The organism is Streptomyces sp. NPDC015127 (assembly GCF_043080095.1).
Taxonomy (GTDB): domain Bacteria; phylum Actinomycetota; class Actinomycetes; order Streptomycetales; family Streptomycetaceae; genus Streptomyces.
Map to the genome: position 1 here is coordinate 123,165 of NZ_JBIBVE010000013.1, position 20,656 is coordinate 143,820.

At 73.4% G+C, this 20,656-nt stretch carries 19 protein-coding genes; 3 read left to right on the plus strand and 16 right to left on the minus strand.

What is annotated here, in order from left to right; genetic code table 11:
• Positions 1-193 precede the first annotated feature (193 nt).
• The 8 genes from ACF08N_RS25595 to infC all read right to left on the minus strand — a co-directional run bounded on the left by ACF08N_RS25595 (position 194) and on the right by infC (position 9,019).
• Complete coding sequence (locus tag ACF08N_RS25595) at positions 194-1,273, minus strand: PP2C family protein-serine/threonine phosphatase (RefSeq protein ID WP_392327013.1); 1,080 nt, start codon at positions 1,271-1,273, stop codon at positions 194-196.
• Between the two features lie 296 nt (positions 1,274-1,569).
• Positions 1,570-4,098, minus strand: a complete 2,529-nt coding sequence (pheT, locus tag ACF08N_RS25600; protein WP_392327014.1) for a phenylalanine--tRNA ligase subunit beta — start codon at positions 4,096-4,098, stop codon at positions 1,570-1,572.
• Complete coding sequence (gene pheS, locus ACF08N_RS25605) at positions 4,098-5,219, minus strand: phenylalanine--tRNA ligase subunit alpha (protein WP_392327015.1); 1,122 nt, start codon at positions 5,217-5,219, stop codon at positions 4,098-4,100. Before pheS ends, pheT begins: the two co-directional genes overlap by 1 nt.
• 136 nt (positions 5,220-5,355) lie before the next feature.
• A complete protein-coding gene (locus ACF08N_RS25610) occupies positions 5,356-6,489 on the minus strand; it encodes an ATP-binding protein (RefSeq protein WP_392327016.1) in 1,134 nt (377 codons plus the stop codon).
• Between the two features lie 96 nt (positions 6,490-6,585).
• Positions 6,586-7,434, minus strand: a complete 849-nt coding sequence (locus ACF08N_RS25615; RefSeq protein WP_392327017.1) for a TrmH family RNA methyltransferase — start codon at positions 7,432-7,434, stop codon at positions 6,586-6,588.
• Between the two features lie 134 nt (positions 7,435-7,568).
• Complete coding sequence (rplT, locus tag ACF08N_RS25620) at positions 7,569-7,952, minus strand: 50S ribosomal protein L20 (protein WP_019325184.1); 384 nt, start codon at positions 7,950-7,952, stop codon at positions 7,569-7,571.
• 103 nt (positions 7,953-8,055) lie between these two features.
• Entirely contained in the window at positions 8,056-8,250 is a 195-nt protein-coding gene (gene rpmI / locus ACF08N_RS25625) for a 50S ribosomal protein L35 (protein WP_215182940.1), read from the minus strand.
• A 121-nt stretch (positions 8,251-8,371) separates the two neighbouring features.
• Positions 8,372-9,019 carry a translation initiation factor IF-3 gene (gene infC, locus ACF08N_RS25630; protein ID WP_392327018.1) on the minus strand — a complete coding sequence of 216 codons (648 nt, stop codon included), beginning with the start codon at positions 9,017-9,019 and terminating at the stop codon, positions 8,372-8,374.
• Positions 9,020-9,371: 352 nt separating this feature from the next.
• On the opposite strand from infC, the gene ACF08N_RS25635 reads away from it, so the two are divergent.
• Entirely contained in the window at positions 9,372-9,749 is a 378-nt protein-coding gene (locus tag ACF08N_RS25635; protein ID WP_392327019.1) for a DUF1844 domain-containing protein, read from the plus strand.
• 13 nt (positions 9,750-9,762) lie between these two features.
• Here ACF08N_RS25635 and ACF08N_RS25640 read toward each other — a convergent pair whose 3' ends face one another.
• The 3 genes from ACF08N_RS25640 to ACF08N_RS25650 all read right to left on the minus strand — a co-directional run bounded on the left by ACF08N_RS25640 (position 9,763) and on the right by ACF08N_RS25650 (position 12,694).
• Positions 9,763-10,497, minus strand: coding sequence for an SseB family protein (locus ACF08N_RS25640; RefSeq protein ID WP_392327020.1), 735 nt, complete (start codon positions 10,495-10,497; stop codon positions 9,763-9,765).
• A gap of 128 nt (positions 10,498-10,625) precedes the next feature.
• Positions 10,626-11,843 carry a type VII secretion-associated serine protease mycosin gene (mycP, locus tag ACF08N_RS25645; protein ID WP_392327021.1) on the minus strand — a complete coding sequence of 406 codons (1,218 nt, stop codon included), beginning with the start codon at positions 11,841-11,843 and terminating at the stop codon, positions 10,626-10,628.
• Positions 11,840-12,694 (minus strand): hypothetical protein, encoded by an 855-nt coding sequence (locus ACF08N_RS25650; RefSeq protein WP_392327159.1) that lies wholly within the window; start codon positions 12,692-12,694, stop codon positions 11,840-11,842. The genes mycP and ACF08N_RS25650 overlap by 4 nt, the downstream gene beginning before the upstream one ends.
• A gap of 879 nt (positions 12,695-13,573) precedes the next feature.
• On the opposite strand from ACF08N_RS25650, the gene ACF08N_RS25655 reads away from it, so the two are divergent.
• A complete protein-coding gene (locus ACF08N_RS25655) occupies positions 13,574-14,776 on the plus strand; it encodes an amino acid deaminase/aldolase (RefSeq protein ID WP_392327022.1) in 1,203 nt (400 codons plus the stop codon).
• Between the two features lie 29 nt (positions 14,777-14,805).
• Here the strand turns inward: ACF08N_RS25655 and ACF08N_RS25660 are convergent, their stop codons facing one another.
• The gene (locus ACF08N_RS25660) at positions 14,806-15,441 is read right to left on the minus strand and encodes an NAD(P)-dependent oxidoreductase (RefSeq protein WP_392327160.1); all 636 of its coding nucleotides are present in this window, start codon (positions 15,439-15,441) and stop codon (positions 14,806-14,808) included.
• Positions 15,438-16,427, minus strand: coding sequence for an EamA family transporter (locus tag ACF08N_RS25665; protein WP_392327023.1), 990 nt, complete (start codon positions 16,425-16,427; stop codon positions 15,438-15,440). Before ACF08N_RS25665 ends, ACF08N_RS25660 begins: the two co-directional genes overlap by 4 nt.
• Positions 16,428-16,487: 60 nt before the next feature.
• Here ACF08N_RS25665 and ACF08N_RS25670 point away from each other — a divergent pair, with 60 nt between their 5' ends.
• Positions 16,488-17,282: a MarR family transcriptional regulator gene (locus tag ACF08N_RS25670; protein WP_392327024.1), complete on the plus strand. Its 795-nt coding sequence runs from the start codon at positions 16,488-16,490 to the stop codon at positions 17,280-17,282.
• 107 nt (positions 17,283-17,389) lie between these two features.
• Here the strand turns inward: ACF08N_RS25670 and ACF08N_RS25675 are convergent, their stop codons facing one another.
• The 3 genes from ACF08N_RS25675 to ACF08N_RS25685 are packed head-to-tail and all read right to left on the minus strand — an operon-like array spanning position 17,390 to position 20,648.
• Positions 17,390-18,460 (minus strand): DUF2510 domain-containing protein, encoded by a 1,071-nt coding sequence (locus ACF08N_RS25675; RefSeq protein WP_392327025.1) that lies wholly within the window; start codon positions 18,458-18,460, stop codon positions 17,390-17,392.
• 31 nt (positions 18,461-18,491) lie between these two features.
• Positions 18,492-19,277, minus strand: coding sequence for a 3-oxoacyl-ACP reductase (locus ACF08N_RS25680; RefSeq protein WP_392327026.1), 786 nt, complete (start codon positions 19,275-19,277; stop codon positions 18,492-18,494).
• Between the two features lie 6 nt (positions 19,278-19,283).
• Positions 19,284-20,648, minus strand: a complete 1,365-nt coding sequence (locus ACF08N_RS25685; RefSeq protein ID WP_392327027.1) for an aldehyde dehydrogenase family protein — start codon at positions 20,646-20,648, stop codon at positions 19,284-19,286.
• Positions 20,649-20,656: the final 8 nt, after the last annotated feature.

Genomic DNA, 20,656 nt, shown 5'->3' on the forward strand with positions numbered 1-20,656 from the left:
ACCCAGGCCCTGTCCGGCCGATCTTGCCGGGCTCGCGTGCCCTGGCACGCTCCCCCGCAGCCTCCGGCGCGGGAGGTACCCGCACACTGCGTTGTCGTCATTCGCCGACGCTCCGCGTCGACTCAATCCTCCGCCTTGCGATCGCACGCACCAGACCCCGCTCACTGATCCGGCCTGATCGACCGGACAGGACCTAGCGATGGGAGGGTTCCGGCCGGGTACGGCGCAGGGCTTCCGAGGCCTGCGCCGGTACCCGCGCGCGGTCGTTGCGCAGGACGAGAAGCGCGATGTCGTCGGCGGCACGGCCGCCGGTGTGCCGCAGCAACTCCCCGTGGACACGGGCGATCACGGCGGCGGGCGCGAGGGGCGCGGCACGGGCCGCGCGGGCGAGCGCCTCCTCCAGCGCGAAGAACCGGCCACGCGCGTCACGTGCGTCGGACGCGCCGTCGGTGTGGAGGAACAGTGCCTCGCCGGGCCGGAGCGGGTCGCAGCACCGGACGGGCAGTTCGTCGGGGAGGGGAAAGGCGCCGAGGGGCGGCAGGGGCGCCGCCGCCGTCAGCGGCTCGGCGGTGCCGCAGAGCCGATACGGCCAGGGGTGGCCGCAGTTGAGGGCGCGTACGCCGCCGTCGGCCGCGATCTCGACCAGCAGGACGGTGACGAACTCCTCCGCGGCCGGGCTCTCGGGCTCGCCCGCGCCCGACGAGGGGTGCTCGTCGCGCGCCCGGTCCCGCAGGTACCGCTGCACGGCCCGCTCCAGACGGCGCAGGACGCCGCCGATTTCGGGCTCGTCGTGGGCGGCTTCCCGGAAGCTGCCCAGCACGGCCGCCACCGCGCCGATCGCGGGCAGCCCGTGGCCGCGTACGTCTCCGATGACGACGCGGACACCGAACGGCGTGGCCAGCGCCTCGTACAGGTCGCCGCCGACCGTGGCGTGACGGCTGGCGGAGATCTGGCGGGCGGCGACGGTGAGCCCGTCGAGGCGGGGCGGGGGCGGGTGCAGCAGCACGTGCTGGGCGGCGTCGGCGACCTCGCGGACGCGGCGCAGTTCGCGGCGGTGGGAGCGGCGGATGCCGAGCAGGAGCCCGGCGCCCACGGTGAAGAAGACGATGCCGGTGACGATCCGCCGCTCGAGACTCAGGGGCCCGTCGGGCGCCCACCCGATTCGCCAGGCGAGCGCGGCGACACCCCACGCGGCGGCGGGCACCCACGGAAGCACGGGCCGCGCCCGCGCGACGACCGCCGACCGGAGACCCCCAGACCTGATTCGGATCATGCGGATGGTCCCCTCATAGACCCTGTCCGACGCACAGGCCCGCCTGAGGCGGCCGGGACGATTCTGTCGGCGGGGAGGGGGTGGGAGGGGCGGGGTGGCGCTTTCTCACCCGCACGGGTGAGGTCGGGTTTGGGGGTCGCCGGCCCCGCAGGCGATTGAGGCGCGGGGGTCCGGGGGCGGACCCCCCGGTTCGGGAAGGGCGGGTGAGGGGAAAGAACCCCGCCCAGCGCCCCCGCACACACGTGGGGCGTGTCCCCGCCCGGGCCGGGCGGGGGCACGCCCCAGTGGTCAGCGCGTCACGCGCCCCGCAGCACCGCTCCCGTGCGCTCCGCCGCCAGCGCCACCGCCGCGTCGCGCGCGGCCGACGCCTCGTCGACGGTCAGCGTGCGGTCCGGCGCGCGGAACCGCAGCGCGTACGCGAGCGACTTGCGGCCCTCGCCGATCTGCTCACCGGTGAACACATCGAACAGCCGGACCGCTTCCAGCAGTTCGCCCGCGCCCTCCCGCAGCGCCGCCTCCACGTCCGCCGCCGGCACGTCATCCGCGACGACGAGCGCCACGTCCTGCGTGGCCACCGGGAAGGTGGAGATGCTCGGGGCCCGGACGACACCCGCGGCCGCGCCCTCGAGCCGGTCCAGGTCCAGCTCCATCGCGCAGGTGCGCTCCGGCAGGCCCAGGGACTTCAGCACGCGCGGGTGCAGCTCGCCGGCGAAGCCGGCCGTGTGCTCCTCGCCGTCCACCGTGACCGACAGGACGGCGCAGCGCCCCGGGTGCCAGGGCCCGTACTGGCCCTTGCGGACGATGAGTTCGACCCCTGCCTCGCCCGCCACGGTCCGGGCGGCCTCGACCGCGTCCGCCCAGCCCGCCGGGCGGCCCTTGCCCCACCAGCCGGCCTGCTCGCGGGCGCCGGAGAGCACGACCGCCGCGTGACGCGGCTGATGCGGCAGCGCCGCGTTCAGCTCGGCGATCTGCTCGTCGGTCGGACGGCGGTCGACGGGCAGCTGGACCGCCCGCAGCTCCTGGCCGGTCGGCCGGAAGACCAGTCCGGTCTCGAAGAGCGCCAGGTCGTGGCTGCCCCTGCCGTCGTTGCGGCGCAGCGCGGCGAGCAGACCCGGCAGCAGCGTGGTGCGCAGCGCGGGCTCCTCGTCGGACAACGGGTTGACGAGCGTGACGACGCTGCGGCACGGGTCGTCCGCCTCGAGGCCGAGCTGGTCGAAGATCTGCTCGGAGACGAACGGGTAGTTCGGCGCCTCGACGTAGCCGGCGCCGGCCAGCGCGCGGCCGACCCGGCGGTGCAGCCGCTGCCGGGCGGTGAGGCCTCGGCCGGACGGCGGCGTGGGCAGCGTGGAGGGCAGGTTCTCGTAGCCCTCCAGCCGGATGACCTCCTCGGCGAGGTCGTTCGGGTGGGCGAGGTCGGGGCGCCACGACGGGACGGTGACGACGAGCTCGTCCTGCCCGAGGACGTCGCAGCCGACCTCCTGGAGGCGGCGCACCACGGTCTCGCGCCCGTACGCGACGCCCGCCACCCGGTCGGGGTGGTCGGCCGGCATCGTGACGGTGCGCGGCGCGGCGGCCGCGGTGATCTGCGTGACGCCCGCCTCGGCGGTGCCGCCCGCGAGCAGCACCAGCAGGTCGACGGTCCGCTGCGCGGCGGCGGCCGCGGCCTGCGGGTCGACGCCGCGCTCGAAGCGCTTGGACGCCTCGGAGGACAGCTTGTGGCGGCGCGCCGTGCGGGCGACGGCGATCGGGTCGAAGTGGGCGGCCTCGATCACGACCTCGGTCGTGCCGGTGATCCGGCCGGTCTCCGGGTCGGGCTGGGCGTCCGCGATCTCGGTGTTGGCCCCGCCCATGACGCCCGCGAGGCCGATGGGTCCGCGGTTGTCGGTGATGACGAGGTCCTCGGCGTCGAGGACGCGCTTGGCGCCGTCGAGGGTGGTGAGCTTCTCGCCGGGCTGGGCGCGGCGCACCCCGATCGGCCCGTCGACACGGGAGCGGTCGTAGGCGTGCAGCGGCTGGCCGAGCTCGAGCATCACATAGTTGGTGATGTCGACGGCGAGGGAGATCGGGCGCATCCCGGCCTTCTGCAGCCGGCGCTGCAGCCAGATCGGGGAGCGGGCCTCGGGCTCCAGGCCGACGACGGTGCGCGCGGTGAAGCGGTCGCAGCCGACGGGGTCGGAGACCTGGACCTCGTAGCCGTAGGAGTTGGGCCCGGGCACGTCGAGCAGCGCCGGGTCGCGCAGCGGCAGCCCGTAGGCGATGGCTGCCTCGCGGGCGACACCGCGCATCGACAGGCAATAGCCGCGGTCCGGGGTGACGGCGATGTCGAGAACCTCGTCGACGAGCTCGAGGAGCTCGATCGCGTCGGTGCCCACCTCGTGCTCGGGCGGGAGCACGATGATGCCGCCGCTGCCGTCGTCGCCCATGCCCAGCTCGTCGCCCGAGCAGATCATGCCGTGGGACGTCCTGCCGTACGTCTTGCGCGCGGCGATCGCGAAGTCGCCGGGCAGCACGGCGCCCGGCAGGACCACGACGACCTTGTCGCCGACGGAGAAGTTGCGGGCGCCGCAGACGATCTCCTGCGGCTCACCCGTGCCGTTGGCCCGGCCGACGTCGACGGTGCAGAAGCGGATCGGCTTCTTGAAGCCGTCGAGCTCCTCGATGGTCAGCACCTGGCCGACGACGAGAGGGCCCTTGAGCCCGGCGCCGAGCTGCTCGACGGTCTCGACCTCGAGGCCGGCGGCGATGAGCTTGGCCTGGACGTCACGGCCGGTCTCCGTCGCCGGCAGGTCGACGTACTCCCGCAGCCAAGAAAGCGGGACCCGCATCAGATCTCCATCCCGAACGGCCGGGTGAACCGGACGTCACCCTCGACCATGTCTCGCATGTCTTCGACGTTGTGGCGGAACATCAGCATCCGCTCGATGCCGAACCCGAAGGCGAATCCGCTGTACTTCTGGGGATCGACACCGCAGGCGATGAGCACCTTCGGGTTGACCATGCCGCAGCCGCCGAGCTCGATCCAGCCCTCGCTGGAGCAGGTGCGGCAGGGCCGGTCCGGGTTGCCCACGGACTCGCCGCGGCACACGTAGCAGACCATGTCCATCTCGGCTGACGGCTCGGTGAACGGGAAGAAGTTCGGCCGCAGCCGGGTCTTCATGCCCTCGCCGAACAGCGCCTGGACCATGTGGTCGAGGGTGCCCTTGAGGTCGGCCATGGTCAGACCCTCGTCGACGGCGAGCAGCTCGACCTGGTGGAACACCGGGGTGTGCGTGGCGTCCAGCTCATCGGTGCGGTAGACGCGGCCGGGGCAGATCACGTAGACCGGCGGCTCGCGGTCCAGCATCGACCGGACCTGGACGGGCGAGGTGTGCGTGCGCAGCACGACACCGGAGTCCGACGTGCCGTCGGCGTCGGCGACGAAGAAGGTGTCGTGCTCTCCGCGGGCGGGATGGTCCGCGGCGATGTTGAGCGCGTCGAAATTGAGCCACTCGGTCTCGACCTCGGGACCTTCGGCCACCTCGTAGCCCATGGCCACGAAGACGTCCTCGATGCGCTCGGAGAGCGTGGTGAGCGGGTGGCGGGCACCGGCGGGGACGCGGTCGTAGGGCAGCGTGACGTCGACGGACTCCTCGACGAGCACCCGGGCGTCGCGCTCGGCCTCCAGCTCGGCCTGGCGCGCTGCCAGCGCCTTGCTGACGGCGCCTCGCGCCTGGCCCACGCGCTTGCCGGCCTCGGCCTTGGCCTGCGGCGGCAGCGCGCCGATCTCGCGGTTGGCGAGGGAGAGCGGCGAGGTGCCACCGGCGTGCGCGGTCTTCGCGTGAGCGAGCGCTTCGAGGTCTGCGGCGGCGGCGAAGGCGGCGAGCGCCTCGTCCCGCATGCGCTCGATCTCTTCCGGTTTCAGTGCCTCGACCTCAACAGGGTCGTACGACTTATTGGGTGCGGACATCTCTTCCCGTACTTCCGAATGGGCTGGCTGGGGACCCCGCACGTCGACCAGGGACGACCGAGGACGCAAAGGTGCCAAAGGTCGAGTCTAACGGGGTGCGGGGAGGCGGATGAGCCCGTGGGCTGCCCGGCGGCCTCTACAGGAGGTGGGCCGGAGTGCCGACGGGCAGGATAAATCGGAACTCGGCGCCGCCGCGGGGGCCGCGGCCGACGGTGATGGTTCCGCCGTGCGCCTCGACGATGCCCTTGACGATGTAGAGGCCGAGTCCGGTGCCACCGCGCTTGCTCCCCCGCCAGAAACGGGTGAAGACACGGCCCATCGACTCCTCGGGGATGCCGGGGCCTTCGTCGCTCACGGTGACTGCCGTGCCCTTCTCGTCGTCCTTCGCCGCTGCCGGCGCCACCTCGATGGTGACGGTTCCCTCACCGTGGCGCACCGCATTTTCCAGCAGGTTGCCGAGGACCTGGTCGATCTTGTCGGGGTCGGCCCACAGGTCCGGCAGCCCCGGCCGGATGCGGACGAGGAACCGGTCGGGCGCCTGGCCGGCCGCGGTGTGGGCCTGGACGTGGCGGGTGACGGCGGCGGCTATGTCGACGGGCTGGCGGCGGACCTCGAGCCGGCCGGAGTCGATGCGGGAGATGTCGAGGAGCTCGGCGATGAGCCGGGTGACCCGGCCCGCGTCGGCGTCGACGGTCTCCAGCATCAGCCGCTTCTGGTCGTCGGTGAACCTCTCCCACTTGGCGAGCAGGGTCGCCGTGAAACCTTTGACGGAGGTCAGCGGGGAGCGCAGCTCATGGGCGACGGTGGCGATCAGTTCGGCGTGGCTGCGTTCGGTACGGCGCCGGGCCTCGGTGCCGCGGAGGCTGACGACGAGCCTGCGCAGCGGTCCGGTGGGCACGTCGCGCACGTAGCGGGCGGACACGAGGACCTCACGCCCGCCGGGAAGCAGCAGATTGCGCTCGGGCTGCCCGACCCGGGTGGCGAGTCCGCCGTACGGATCGGTGAGCGTCCACCAGCGGCGGCCCTTGAGGTCCTCCAGCGGCAGGGCGCGCTCCAGCGGGGCACCGATGGCGTCGGCCTTGGACACGGCGGTGATGCGTACGGCTGCCTCGTTGAAACAGACGACGCGGCCGGTCTCGTCGGCGACGACCAGCCCGTCGGGCAGGTCGTCGGGGTCGATGGCGGACACGGCCCCGGACGTCTCGGGACCGCCGGTGCAGCACAGGAAGGCCTCCGGCGTCCGGTCCGGCCTGCTGGTCCCGACGGTCATGTCCCCGTACCCCACCTCTCCGCTGCCGAGTGGGCCCCCGAGCCCGTCACCCTACTAGCTGAATGTGACGTGGCGGACCCCCTGAGCGAGTGTCCCTCAGCGGGCGGCGTCCCGGGCCCCGGCCCGCTGGGCGCGCGCCGAGGCGTACAGACATACGGCCGCGGCGGTGGCCAGGTTCAGACTCTCCGCCTTGCCGTGGATCGGGACGCGCACAACGGCGTCGGCGAGCGCGCGGGTCTCCTCCGGCAGGCCCCACGCCTCGTTGCCGAAGATCCAGGCGGTGGGGCCGCCCATGGTCCCGGCGTCGAGCTCGTCGTCGAGGTCGTCGTCGCCCGCGCCGTCGGCGGCGAGCACGCGCACGCCGGCCTCCTTCAGGCCCCGGACGGCCTGCTCGACGGGGACGCCCACGGCGACCGGCAGGTGGAAGTGCGAACCGACCGAGGCGCGCACGGACTTGGGGTTGTACAGGTCGACGGACGCGTCGGTGAGGACGACGGCGTCGGCGCCCGCGGCGTCGGCGCAGCGCAGCACGGTGCCCGCGTTGCCGGGATCGCGGACGTGGGCGAGGACGGCGACGAGCTTGGGACGTGCGGCGAGGATGTCCTCGAACGGCGAGTCCAGGAACCGGCAGACCCCGACCAGCCCCTGCGGGGTGACGGTCTGGGAGACCTCGGCGAGCACGGTGTCGGCGGCGTGGTGCACCCGGGCGCCCGCGGCGCGGGCGGCGTCGACGATGTCGGCGTACCGCTCGGCGGCCTCGACGGTGGTGAACAGCTCGACGAGGGTGGGTTCGCCGCCGGGGCCCCGGTGTGCGACGGCCTCACGGACGGCCTGCGGCCCCTCGGCGATGAACAGCCGGTCCTTCCCCCGGAAGTTCCGCTTGGCGAGCCGCCGGGCGGCGGCGACCCGCGGGGAACGCGGGGAGATCAGCTCGGGGGTGGGCATGTGCGCCTGTGGCTCTCTTCCTCGGTCGGCTGGGGTTCGGTCGGGCTGCGGGTCTGCCCGGCTGCGGGAGTCGGTCAAACACACCGGACCCGCAGGCCCAAGGGGCCTGCGGGTCCGGTCGGCAGATGCAGCCGTCAGGCAGCCTTGGGCGCGTTGACGTCGCTCGGCAGCGCCTTCTGAGCAACCTCGACGAGCGCGGCGAACGCGCCGGCGTCGTTGACCGCGAGCTCGGCCAGGATCTTGCGGTCCACCTCGATGTTGGCGGCCTTCAGACCCTGGATGAAGCGGTTGTAGGTGATGCCGTTGGCGCGGGCAGCGGCGTTGATGCGCTGGATCCACAGCTGACGGAAGTCGCCCTTGCGCTTCTTGCGGTCGTTGTAGTTGTAGACCAGAGAGTGGGTGACCTGCTCCTTGGCCTTGCGGTACAGGCGCGAACGCTGGCCGCGGTAACCGCTGGCCTGCTCGAGGATCGCCCGGCGCTTCTTGTGGGCGTTGACTGCCCGCTTGACGCGTGCCACTTGTTAACTCCTTGTAGCGGGGCCGTGGTCGGTGATCACACGGCCCGGAAACGAATAGGTCCCGGTCCCGGCGTCCCGTCCCCTGCGTCGGGGACGGCGGACGTCACTTGCCGAGAAGCTTCTTGATCTTCGCGGCGTCGCCCGGGGCCATCTCGGCGTTGCCGGTGAGGCGGCGCGTCAGACGGGACGACTTGTGCTCGAGCAGGTGGCGCTTGCCGGCGCGCTCGCGGAGCACCTTGCCGGAGCCGGTGATCTTGAAGCGCTTCTTGGAACCGCTGTGCGTCTTGTTCTTCGGCATCGCGCCGTATCTCCTCATCAGTGGCGCTCCCCCGGTGCGGGCACCGGACTGCGGGAGCGTCAGATCTTCGTTGTGGGTTCCGTGCGGGACCGGGGGCCGCCTGTCCGGCAGGCCCCGCGGGTCACCCCTCGGAGGATGTGTCGGCCGAGACGTCGGAGTCCTGGTCGTGCGAGCCCTGGCGCTCCGCCTTGCGTGCGGCCTGGGCCTCACGCGCCTCGGCCATGGCCTCGGTCTTCTTCTTGTGCGGGCCAAGAACCATGATCATGTTCCGGCCGTCCTGCTTCGGGTTCGACTCGATGAAGCCGAGGTCCTCGACGTCCGCCGCGAGACGCTGCAGAAGACGGAAGCCAAGTTCGGGGCGGGACTGCTCACGACCACGGAACATGATCGTGATCTTGACCTTGTCGCCCTGCTTGAGGAACCGGACGACGTGACCCTTCTTGGTGTCGTAGTCGTGCGGGTCGATCTTCGGCCGGAGCTTCATCTCCTTGATGACCGTGTGCGCCTGGTTCTTGCGCGCCTCACGGGCCTTCATGGCCGACTCGTACTTGAACTTCCCGTAGTCCATGAGCTTGCACACGGGCGGACGGGCGTTCGCCGCGACCTCGACCAGGTCGAGGTCGTACTCCTGCGCAAGCTCCAGGGCCTTGGCAAGCGGAACAATCCCGACCTGCTCGCCGCTGGGACCGACAAGTCGCACCTCGGGAACGCGAATCCGGTCGTTGATGCGGGGCTCGGCGCTGATGGATCCTCCTAAGTAGCACCACACGACCGCCTGGCAGACAGCCGCGTAACGTCTGTTTCGTCAGACCAACCGCGCCGGAACACGAAAAATGCCCCGGACGGGACACAGGCGGCTGCTCCAATGAATACCGGAACACCGCCGCGGTGACCGCGGGGCGTACATCGGGCGACCTCCATCGTCCGTACGGAACGATGGGCGCCGCCTGACCGGTGACCCGCCGCCCTGAGGGCGGCCAGGTGGGAGATCGGAGCCTCCACTTGTGGGCTGGGCACATAGATGTCCAGCCGGTCGTCACACAAGGCTAGCAGCTCCCAGGGGATGCGGCTAACCGGTGGCCGCGGCGGTGACCTGGGCGGCGGGGCATATCGTGTGCGTCATGAGTGACGCGACCTCCCCCCAAGAGCCCTCCCCCGCGGAGGCCCCCGACTTCGACGCCATGACCCGCGACATCGCCGAGGTCCCTGCCGTCGAGGTGATCGTCACGGTCGCCGTCAACCTGATGAGCGCCGCCGCCGTGAAGCTCGGCCTGACCGAGGACGGCGACGCCCACAAGGATCTCGACGAGGCCCGCAAGCTGGTGCACGCGCTCGCCGGTCTGCTCGACGCGAGCACGACCGAGATCAGCTCCTTCCACGCGGCTCCGCTGCGCGACGGACTGAAGTCGCTCCAGCTGGCGTTCCGCGAGGCGTCGCTGGTGCCGGACGAGCCGGGCCAGGGTCCGGGCGAGAAGTACACCGGCCCGGTCTACGGCTGACCTGTTCGGCGGCTCACTCCCTGACGTAGAAGGGCCCGCCCGGCGGGGTGGCCCCGGCCGGCAGCAGTGCCAGGTCGAGGCCCCGCACCAGGCGGGCCCTCAGTACGTCGTCGGCCGCCAGCGCCTCGGCCACCCGGCGCGCCGCCTCTGCCGGCACGGCGTCGGGCGCCAGGACGAGCGCGAGCGTGCCGTCCGCGTCCCGGCCGGGACCCAGGTGCGCCCGCAGGACGGCGGGCTGGGCGGCGAGCCTGTCGCGTACGGCGGCGGTGACGGCCGGGTCGGCGAGGGGATCGGTGCTGGTGCGGCCCTCGGCGAGCGCCAGCAGGGCGTGTCCGGTCAGCTGGTACGGGACGGGGCCGGCCAGGTCGATGACGAGCGTGTCCGCCTTCTCGTGCGCCGCGGCCTGGAGCGCCTGGTGCAGCGGGACGGCGACCGGGCGGGCCTCGGGGTTCCAGCGGGCGAGTGAGGCGATCGAGGTGAACGCGGGCAGGGCACGGCGGTCGCCGGCCGTCAGGGTCGGCACGGCCATGTCGCTGGTCTTCTCGCGGCGCAGCCCGTTCTCGTCCTCCTCGACCTCGCCGAGAACGGCGACGACGGGGACCAGGAGCCTGGCGCCCTTGAGCGCCTCCAGCACGGGCCGTTCGGCGGTGGGGTCCTCGGCCCAGCCGGCGAGCGCCGCCTCCAGGGCGGGGTCGGCGGTGCCGTCGTCGTCGGAGAAACTGGGGTCCGGGATGTTCTTGAGCGCCACGCGTCGAGCCTAACGTCCTGTTCATGGCCGCCGGCGCGCGCCTCTGGCGTCAGGACGCGGCAGATACGGCAGCGGCCTCGGCTCGGGAGCGGACCTCGCCCTGGGCCGCGTCGGCTCCGCGGCTCCTGTCAGAAGGAGCCGCCCTGGCCGCGCCGGCCGCCGCTCCACAGCACGACGGCCGCGGCCAGCGTCAGCACGCCGAGGCCGCCGGCCACAGGGGCGAGCCAGCTCGCCGGTGCGACGCCCTCCTCCTCCGGGTCGGGGCCCCGGCCGAAGTACCGCTTGTCGTAGCCGGACGCGGCCGCCTTCAGGTCGGCGGGCCGCAGCCGCGCACCTTCGCTGATCGCCGCCGCCGGGTCGACGAAGCCATAGCCTCGGGAGTCGTCGCGGCCCCCCTTGGGCGAGTTGCGGGCCGTGTCGCGCAGGAGCTTCTTGATCTGGGCAGGCGTGAGGGCCGGGTGGGCGGCGCGGACGAGTGCTACGGCGCCGGAGACGAAGGCCGCGGCGGCGCTGGTCCCCCAGCCCTGGTAGTACTTCCGGTCCGGGTCGGCGAGCACGACGTCGACGCCGGGGGCGCTGACGGTGGCGTACCAGCGGCGGGTGGAGAAGGCGGCGTGCGTCCCGAAGCGGTCGACGGCGGTCACCGCGATCACGCCCGGGTAGGCGGCGGGGTAGGAGATGTGGTCGCCCTTCTCCCCGCCGTTGCCCGCCGAGGCGACGACGACGGACCCCTTGGACAGCGCGTACTGGACGGCGGCGTCCTCGCCCGCCTCGGGGTGGGCGGACTTGCTGTCGTCGCCGAGGGAGAGGTTGATGACGTCGGCGCCCTGGTCGGCCGCCCAGCGGATGCCCTGGGCGAGGGCCGTGCCGCGGGACTTGCGGGCCCGGTCACGCGCCTTGTCGCTGCCTTCGAGGATGACGCGGACGGGCAGGATCTTCGCCTCCGGGGCGATGCCCAGCACGCCGGACTCCCGGCCGAGGCCGTGTCCGTGGGCGGCGATGATCCCGGCCATCGCGGTCCCGTGCCGGGCCCACGCGCGGTCGCCGCGCTGAGCGCCGAAGCCGATGAAGTCCTTGCCGGGCAGCACGGAACCGGCGAGGTCCGGGTGCTGGTCGTCGACACCCGTGTCGAGGACCGCGACCGTGATCCCCTCGCCCTTGGTCGTCCGCCAGGCCTGCTCGGTGTGCAGGGCGTCCAGGCCCCACTGCTGGGCGCGGATCGCGTCGGCGTGCGCGGGCGTCGCGGCGGGCAGCACGGCGACAGCGGCGGCGACGAGTGCCGCGGTGAGGCGGCGGTGGCGCAGGTGGGGGCGGCGCGGGCGGAGGCGGCGCAGGTGGAGGCTCATTCCGTCTTCTCCGTGGCGCGGCCGACGGCGATCCGCAGGCCCCGTTCGATGCGGTCGGCGATGCCGGCGGCGTCGTGGCCGAGCCCGGACTGCGCCGGGGCGGTCGTCGCGCCGTCGACCTTGGCCTCGTCGGCGGGCTGCGGGTCGGGCACGGGCCGGCCGTCGGCGAAGCCGGACACGGCGTAGACGACGACGGGCGCCTCGGTCACCACGTCGACCGTCCAGCTGGCCCGCTGCTCGTCGCCGAAACCGGCCGCGACGGTGCCCGCGGCGGGGAGAGTGCGGGGCATCAGGTCCGTGCGCTCGCCGAGCCCTTCGGTGGTGAACCGGTTGTGCAGCGCGAGCATGCCGTCGCGCTCGGCCTCGGTGAAGACCAGGCCGACCGTGGTGACGCTGCTCGCGGTCGCGTCGGTGTACGTGGCGCGCAGGACGCGGGCGCAGCCGACCGGCTCCAGGGTCTTGACGAGCAACGGGTCGAGCGCCGGTCCGCAGGCGCTGTCCGGCGCGACGGCGATCCGCGTCCAGACCCGGTCGGCGCCGCCGGGGCCGGCGTCGTCACCCTTGATGGTGCGCGGGAACAGCGTGTCCACGGGAACGCTGTGCCACATCGTGCGCACCTTGGCGTACGTGTCGTGCTCGGCGGTGTCGGCGCTGGAGTCGCCGGTGAGCCACAGGCCGGTCACGGCGCCGCCGATGAGTCCGAGTCCGAGGACGACGCAGGCGATGGCGCCGACGGTCCGCGCGGGGTGCCGGGTGCGCACGGGCCGCAGCCGCGTGGTCATCTCGGTGGGCGTCTCGGGCGGGGCCCAGTGGTTGACGGGCGGCCGGGGCGCGCCGGGCCGCGGCGTCATGTCGACGTGCCCGACGGGCCGCCGCCGCGGCGCGGGCGGCACGGGCGCCGACGACGGGGGCGTGGGCGGCACGGGCGTGCGCTGCGGGGGCGTCCGCTGCGGGGGCGTCGGTTGCGCGGTGGGGGCAGGCGCGGGCCCGCCGATGGACGCGGGGCCGGGTGGGGCCGCGGGTCCGGCGGCAGATGCGGGGCGGCTGGGTGCGGGCGCAGGCCCGCCAGCGGACGCTGGGCCCGGCCGCGTGGGCCGCAGGCGGGTGGTGGTCTCGACGTCCGGGATGCTCCCGTCCCCGGGCCGGGCCACCGGGGCCTTGTGCGCGGCGGGCGGCGTGGTCCGCTGGGGGGTCACGGTGGGGCCGGACGCGCCGGGATCGGGCGTACCGGCCACGGACGTGACGGCATCGCGCACGACGGGCGGCGTCGTCCGCTGGGGGGCCACGGTGGGGCGCGGCGGGGTCCCCGGAGCGGGCGTACCCGTCGGGGGCGCGACGGCATCGCGCGCGGCAGGCGGCGTCGTCCGCTGAGGAGCCACGGTGGGGCCGGACGCGCCGGGCCGGTCCGGGACGGGCGTGCCGGGCGCGGGGGCCGCGGCCCCGGGCTCGGACGGCTCGGGAGGGAGGATCGCGTCGGCGATACGGGAGCGGTGCGGGGGCTGGGCGCCGGAAGGGCGTTGCGCCTCCGTGCTCATTCCGCCCCCCGTTGCTCGACACGTGCCACGGACGGATCACCGTCCGGGGCAGGCCTGTTCGCCACCTCGTGCAGGCCACTGTGCCTGTCACTCTAACGGGCTGCGCTGTGCCGGACCGCCATGCGTCCGGGGCTCCGGGGGATCTGCCCAGAACATCCCCTACCCCGGGGTAATCGAGTCTGGCAAGCTCGGGCCATGACTCCCCGTGCCGCAGACCGGGCCCGCTACGACAAGGCCACCGCGCATCTGGACGCCCCTGTCGCGATCGTCGATCTCGAGGCTTTCGACGCCAACGCCGACGACCTCGTCCGCCGGGCCGGGGGCAAGCCGATCCGGGTGGCGAGCAAATCGGTCCGGTGCCGCGCCCTGTTGGAGCGCGTCCTGGCGCGCGACGGGTTCGCCGGGATCATGTCGTTCACCCTGGACGAGTCCCTGTGGCTCGCGCGGGCCGGGTTCGACGACGTGCTCCTCGCGTATCCGTCCGCCGACCGGTCGGGTTTCGCGGAGCTCGCGGGGGATCCCAAGCTCGCCGGGGCCGTGACGGTGATGGTCGACGACCTCGCCCAGCTGGAACTCATCGACCGCTCCCGGGGCGGCGGCAAGGAGGAGATCCGGGTCTGCCTGGAGCTGGACACGGCCCTGCACCTGCTCGGCGGCCGGCTGCGGATCGGCGCCCGCCGCTCACCGCTCCGCGAGCCGGCCCAACTGGCCGAGATCGCCCGGTCCATAGCGCGACGGCCCGGCTTCCGGCTGGTGGGACTGATGGCGTACGAGGGGCACATCGCCGGAGTGGGTGACGCGGTCGCCGGTTCACCGCTGCGGTCGCGGGCCGTACGGCTCATGCAGCGCGCCGCGCGCGCGGAGCTGGCAGCACGGCGGGCGGCCGTGGTGCGGGCGGTACGCGCGGTGGAACCCGACCTGGAGTTCGTCAACGGCGGCGGGACAGGGAGCGTCCAGCACACCGCGGCCGAGGACGCGGTCACGGAGATCGCGGCCGGCTCGGGACTCTATGTGCCACGGCTGTTCGACAACTACACCTCCTTCACAGGGCGTCCGGCCGCGCTGTTCGCGCAGCCCGTGGTCCGCAGGCCGGGGGTCGGAGTCGTGACGGTGCTCGGCGGGGGCTACCCCGCGTCGGGCGCGGCGGGCCCCGACCGGCTGCCGGTCCCCCACCTCCCGGAGGGCCTGCGCTACGACCCGCGGGAGGGGGCGGGCGAGGTGCAGACGCCGCTGATCGGGCACGCCGCCGATGACCTGCTGATCGGCGACAAGGTGTGGTTCCGCCACGCGAAGGCCGGAGAGCTGTGCGAGCGCTTCGACACCTTGCACCTGGTCGATGGGGACCGGGTGACGGCCACCGCGCCGACCTACCGAGGCGAGGGCCGCACCTTCCTGTAGCGGGCCTTCGACAGGCGGCATCCCGGCGATCAGTACGCCACGGTGAACCGGGTCCGCCGGTGGCGGGGGCGCTCGGCCTCCTCCAGCAGGGCCACCGCGAAGTCCTCCATGGATATGAAGGACCGGCCCTCGCCGTCGACAAGCAGCTCGTCGCCGCCCAGCCGGTAACCGCCGGTGCGTACGCCCGGCTCGAGGAGGGCCGGCGGGCTCAGATACGTCCAGTCCGCCCCGGCTCCCGCCGCCCGGCAGACATCGAGCTGCGCGGTACAGGCGGCAGCGATCGCCCCCAACTCGACCGGGAAGTCCGGGCCTTCGGCCAGGGTGAGCGCCCCCTTGCCGGGGAGCGTGAGCGACGCGGCGCCGCCGACGAGCAGGAGCCGTACACCGGTGCGGGCGACTCCGGCGAGCAACGCCTCGGTGGTCGCCACCAGCTCCCTTTCACGGCCGGGCGCCGGTCTCGTCGCGCCGATGACCAGGTCCTGCCCGGCACTCGCGCGGGCGACGGCGTCCGGGTCGGCGGCGTCGGCCACATGAGGGCGGGCCCGGCGGGGCAGTTCGGCGAAGCGGGCCGGGTCCCTGACGACGGCCGTGACCTCATGGCCCCGGGAGAGGGCCTCGGTGACGGTCCTGCGTCCGACGTTCCCGGCGGCTCCGAAGACCGTCATGCGCACGGGTGGACTCCTTGCTGTCGTGATCCGTGACCGGTGGCGGTCGGGGCGGTGCCGGGGTCGGTGGCCCGGGCGGAACGCGGGGCGGGCGGCGGCGACGCTGCGCCGGGGACAGCTGCCAGGGGTGGGGTCTTCTTGTGCGTCTGCGCGGCTATGAGGGCGGCGATGACCACGACCCCGCCGAGGGCCTGGAGTCCGTTGAGCCGCTCACCGGCGACGAGGAGTCCGAGCACGGTCGCTACGAGCGGACTGAGGAGGCCGAGGAAGGAGACCGCGGTCGGTGGCAGCGCGCGGATCCCCCGGAACCAGAGCGCGTACGCCACGGCCGCGCCCACGAACGACAGGTAGGCGTAACCCAGCAGGTTCTGCGCGGTCAGATCGGCAGGCGGCGGGCCTTCGACGAGCAGGGCGACCGGGAGGAGCAGGAGGCCGCCTCCGACCAGCTGCCATCCGGTCGTGGCGAGCAGCGGTGCGGGAGAGGTCCACCGCTTGGCGAGCACCACGCCGGTGGCCATGACCAGCGCACCGCCGAGTGCGGCGCCGACGCCGAGCGCGTCCAGCCGGGCGTCGGCCCGCAGGACGAGCAGGCTCACGCCGGCGATGCCCGCGACGCCCGCGAGGGCGGTGCGCCGGGTGAGCCGGTCCCCGAGGAGGGCGGCCGACAGTCCTGCGGCGAGCAGGGGCTGGACGGCGCCGACGGTGGCGGCGACCCCGCCTGGCAGCCGGTAGGCGGCGACGAAGAGGAGCGCGAGGAACACGCCTATGTTCAGCGCGCCGAGGACGAGCGCCCGCCACCACCAGATGCCCTGCGGAAGCCGCCGGGTGACGGCAAGGAGCAGCAGGCCCGCGGGCAGGGCACGGAGCAGCGCGGCGAGCAGCGGACCGCCCGGCGGCAGCAGCTCGGTCGTGACGAGATAAGTGGTGCCCCAGATGGCAGGTGCCAGCGCGGTCAGCACCACGATCCCGAGCCGGCTGCTTCTCAATTGGTTGCTTAGCACTAAGCCAAAGTAACTCATCACTAAGAGATTTGCTAGAGTCTTCTCATGGCAGACCACGTGGATCTCGTAGTGAGGCAGTGGGGAGCCCAGCGCCCCGACCTCGATGTGTCGCCCATGGCGGTGATCGGGCGCCTGGGGCGTGTCTCCCGGCTGATCGCGTCGGAGCTCGCGGAGACCTTCGCCGCGCACGGCCTCGACCGGGCCTCCTTCGACGTGCTCGCCACGCTGCGGCGCAGCGGGCCGGAGCACCGCCTCACCCCGGCGGCCCTGATGCGGTCGGCCATGGTCACCTCAGGGGCCATCAGCCAGCGGCTCGACCGCCTGCAGGCGCGCGGCCTGGTGACCCGCACCCCGAGCGCCTCGGACGGGCGCGTCGTGCACGTGTCGCTCACCGACGAGGGCCTGGCGCTCGTGGACCGGGTGCTCCCCGACCACCTGGCCACCGAGAACCGCGTGCTGGGGGCGCTGGACGAGACCCGTCGCGCCACCCTCGCCGGCCTGCTCCGCGACCTGCTGGAGTCCCTGGGCGACACCGTCCCCGAGGACGCCCTCGGGTACACGGATACTCTTGGTTATGAGAAAGAGTTCTGCGAAAACCCGTCGCAGGACTTCGGTGGTGGACCTCTCCGGATCGAGTACGCGGGCCACGGGGGCGAGCAGCCGCGACGCGGCGGCGGGCGCCCGAAGGTGATCGACGACGAGATGCTGGCCACGGCCCGCGCGCTGCGCGACCAGGGTGTGCCGGTCTCCGAGATCGCCGGACGGCTCACCATCCGGACGGGGAAGAACGCCGGCCGCCACCCCTCCGTCGCCTCGCTCTACCGCGCGCTCGCCGAGTGACAGCCATGCGCGCTCGCCGACGGACCGCCCCACGGGGACGCCGACTGACCGTCCCGCGGGAGCGCCGCTTGGCCGTCACGCTGGGCCCGGTGCGCCGGTGAGACGCGTCAGCCGGGTCCGATGGTGCTGCCGACCCCGCCGCTCGTGGCGTCGCCGATGGGACGGATGCTCGACGTGATGCTGTCCATCTGGGCGAGCGAGGGCCCGTCCGGTCCCGCGTCGAAGGCGAAGCGCACGACGACCAGCGCCTCCGTTCCCGTGGGGGACGAGAAGACGAGCGACTGCACATAACCGCCGGGGCCGGCTCCGGTGACGACCCGCCAGCGCACGAGGTATCCCGAGCGCCCGGCGACGGCGACGTTCTGCGATTTCACGACGGTGTGCGACGTGATGCCGCCGTGGATGCGGTTGCCGAGCGCGTCCTCGTCGTACGCCTCCTCGGCCGCCTTCTCGATGTCCTGCTCGGCCGCGGCCTTCGGTGTGGTGGCACCGCCGGTCTGGGTGGCCGTCATGGAGGTCACCCGGCCGTGACGGCAGAGCGAGGAGCCGCCGCCGGGACAGTCGTAGGTCTCGTCGGTGTACATCGTCGTGCCGGTGCCGATACCGCTGGTGGACTTCTCCCAGCCGTCGGGGATGGGCAGGGTGATGCCGTTGAGCTGGTCGACGAGTTCCGTGGCGTCCTCGTCGGCGGTGGCGGTGGGCGACGCGCTCTGCTCGGGGCCGGACGTCGCCGAGGCGGAAGCGGCCGTGGTGGTCGGCGCGGCCTCGGGCGTGCCGGGGTCGTCGTCGTTGCCGAGGAGCACGGCTCCGGTCGCGACCGCGGCGACGAGCACGACACCGGCGGCGGCCAGCGCCACGACGCGGCGCCTGCCCCCGCCCGGGCCACCGGCCGCGGCGTGCTGCATGGGCACGGTGTGCGGCCCGAATCCGGCGACGGGCCCCTGGGCCGCGCCGCCCGCGCCGCCGCCGTACACAGGCTGTCCGGGACCGGGACCGTACGCCGGCTGCCCGGGACCGGGACCCTGCGCCGGCTGCCCGGCGCCGTACGCCTGCGCCCCGGAGTCCGACGGTGCCTGGGCCGCGCGCGCGTGCGCGGTCCAGGCCGAGCCGTCCCACCAGCGGTCGGTGCCGGGCGCCTGAGGGTCCGGATACCAGCCGGGAGGGGTCGTCATGCTCATCCGGACACCCTATGCGGGGCCACCAACAGGGCTACACAGGGGTGACGTACGCCCCCGCGATACCGCCGTCGACCAGGAAGTCGGTGGCGTTGACGAACGAGGCGTCGTCGCTCGCGAGGAAGGCGACGGCGGCGGCGATCTCCTCCGCTTCCGCGAACCGTCCGACCGGGATGTGCACGAGGCGCCGGGCCGCCCGCTCCGGGTCCTTGGCGAACAGCTCCTGGAGCAAGGGGGTGTTGACGGGCCCGGGACACAGGGCGTTGACGCGGATGCCTTCGCGGGCGAACTGCACGCCGAGCTCGCGCGACATCGCGAGCACGCCGCCCTTGGACGCGGTGTACGAGATCTGCGAGGTCGCGGCCCCCATCCGGGCCACGAACGACGCGGTGTTGATGATCGAGCCCTTCCCCTGCTGCCGCATGTACGGGATGGCGGCCTTGCAGCACAGGTAGACCGAGGTCAGGTTGACCTCCTGGACGCGCTTCCACGCCTCCAGACCGGTCTCCAGGATCGAGTCGTCGTCGGGAGGCGAGATGCCCGCGTTGTTGAACGCGATGTCGACGCTGCCGTAGGTGTCGTACGCCGTCTTGAACAGCGCCTCGACCTGCTCCGCGTCCGTGACGTCGACGCGTACGAACAGCCCGCCGACCTCGTCGGCCGCCGCCTTCCCGGCGGTCTCGTCGATGTCGCCGCAGACGACGTTCGCACCCTCGGAGGCGAGCCTGCGCGCAGCCGCGAGGCCGATGCCGCTGCCGGCTCCGGTGACGACGGCGGTACGGCCCACGAGGCGGCGGCAGATGGGGGTGTCAACGGTCATGGGTGCTCAGGCCTCCGTGCTGATGAAGACGTTCTTGGTCTCGGTGAAAGCGGTGAGGGCGTCCGGGCCCAGTTCCCGGCCGAGGCCGGACTGCTTGTACCCCCCGAACGGCGTCCAGTAGCGCACGCTGGAGTGGGAGTTGACGGACAGGTTGCCCGCCCGGACCGCTCGTGAGACACGCAGCGCGCGCCCCACATCGCGGGTCCAGATGGAGCCGGACAGTCCGTACTCGGTGGCGTTGGCGAGCCGCACGGCGTCGGCCTCGTCCTCGAAGGGGAGGACGACGGCGACCGGGCCGAAGACCTCCTCGCAGGCGGCGGGCGCGTCGGGCGCGAGGTCGGTGAGGACCGTCGGCGGGAACCAGAAGCCGGGGCCCTCGGGCGCCGTGCCGCGGATCGCCTTCGCGTCGTCGGGGACGTAGGACCGCACCCGGTCCCGCTGGATCCGGGAGATCAGGGGCCCCATCCGGGTCTTCTCGTCCGACGGGTCGCCGACGACGACGGACTCGATCGCGGGCGCCAGCAGATCGAGGAAGCGGTCGTACACGGAGCGCTGGACGAGGATGCGGGTACGGGCGCAGCAGTCCTGGCCGGAGTTGTCGAGGAACGACATCGGGGTGGCGGCCACGGCGGCGTCGAGGTCGCTGTCGGCGAAGACGATGTTGGGGCTCTTGCCGCCGAGTTCGAGGGTCACGCGCTTCACGCGGTCCGCGCACGTGGCCATGATCTGCTTGCCGACCCGGGTCGATCCGGTGAACACGATCTTGGCGACGCCGGGGTGCTCGACCAGCGCGTTGCCCGCGACGTCACCTGCTCCCGGCAGGACCTGGAACAGGTGCTCGGGAAGGCCCGCCTCCAGGGCCAGTTCCGCCAGGCGCAGGGCGGTGAGCGGGGTCGTCTCGGCGGGCTTGAGCAGCACGGCGTTGCCGGCGGCGAGCGCGGGGGCGGTGCCCCAGGCGGCGATCGGCATGGGGAAGTTCCACGGCGCGATGACGCCGACGACACCGAGGGGTTCGAGGACGGTGATGTCCAGGCCGCCGGTCACGGGAATCTGACGGCCGTTCAGGCGCTCCACTCCCCCCGCCGCGTAGTCGAGCAGGTCGCGGACGTTGCCCGCTTCCCAGCGCGCGTTGCCGATGGTGTGGCCGGCTTCGAGGACCTCGAGGCGGGCCAGCTCCTCGATGTGGTCGTCGACGACCGCGGCGAAGCGGCGCAGCAGCCGGGCCCGGTCGCCGGGGGCGACGGCCGCCCAGCCCTGCTGGGCCTTCACCGCGCGGGCGACGGCGGCGTCGACCTCGGCTGCCGTGGTGGCCGGGACGGTGCGGACGAGCTCTTCGGTGGCGGGATTCAGTACGTGGTGCTCGACGGTCAAGGAGGGCC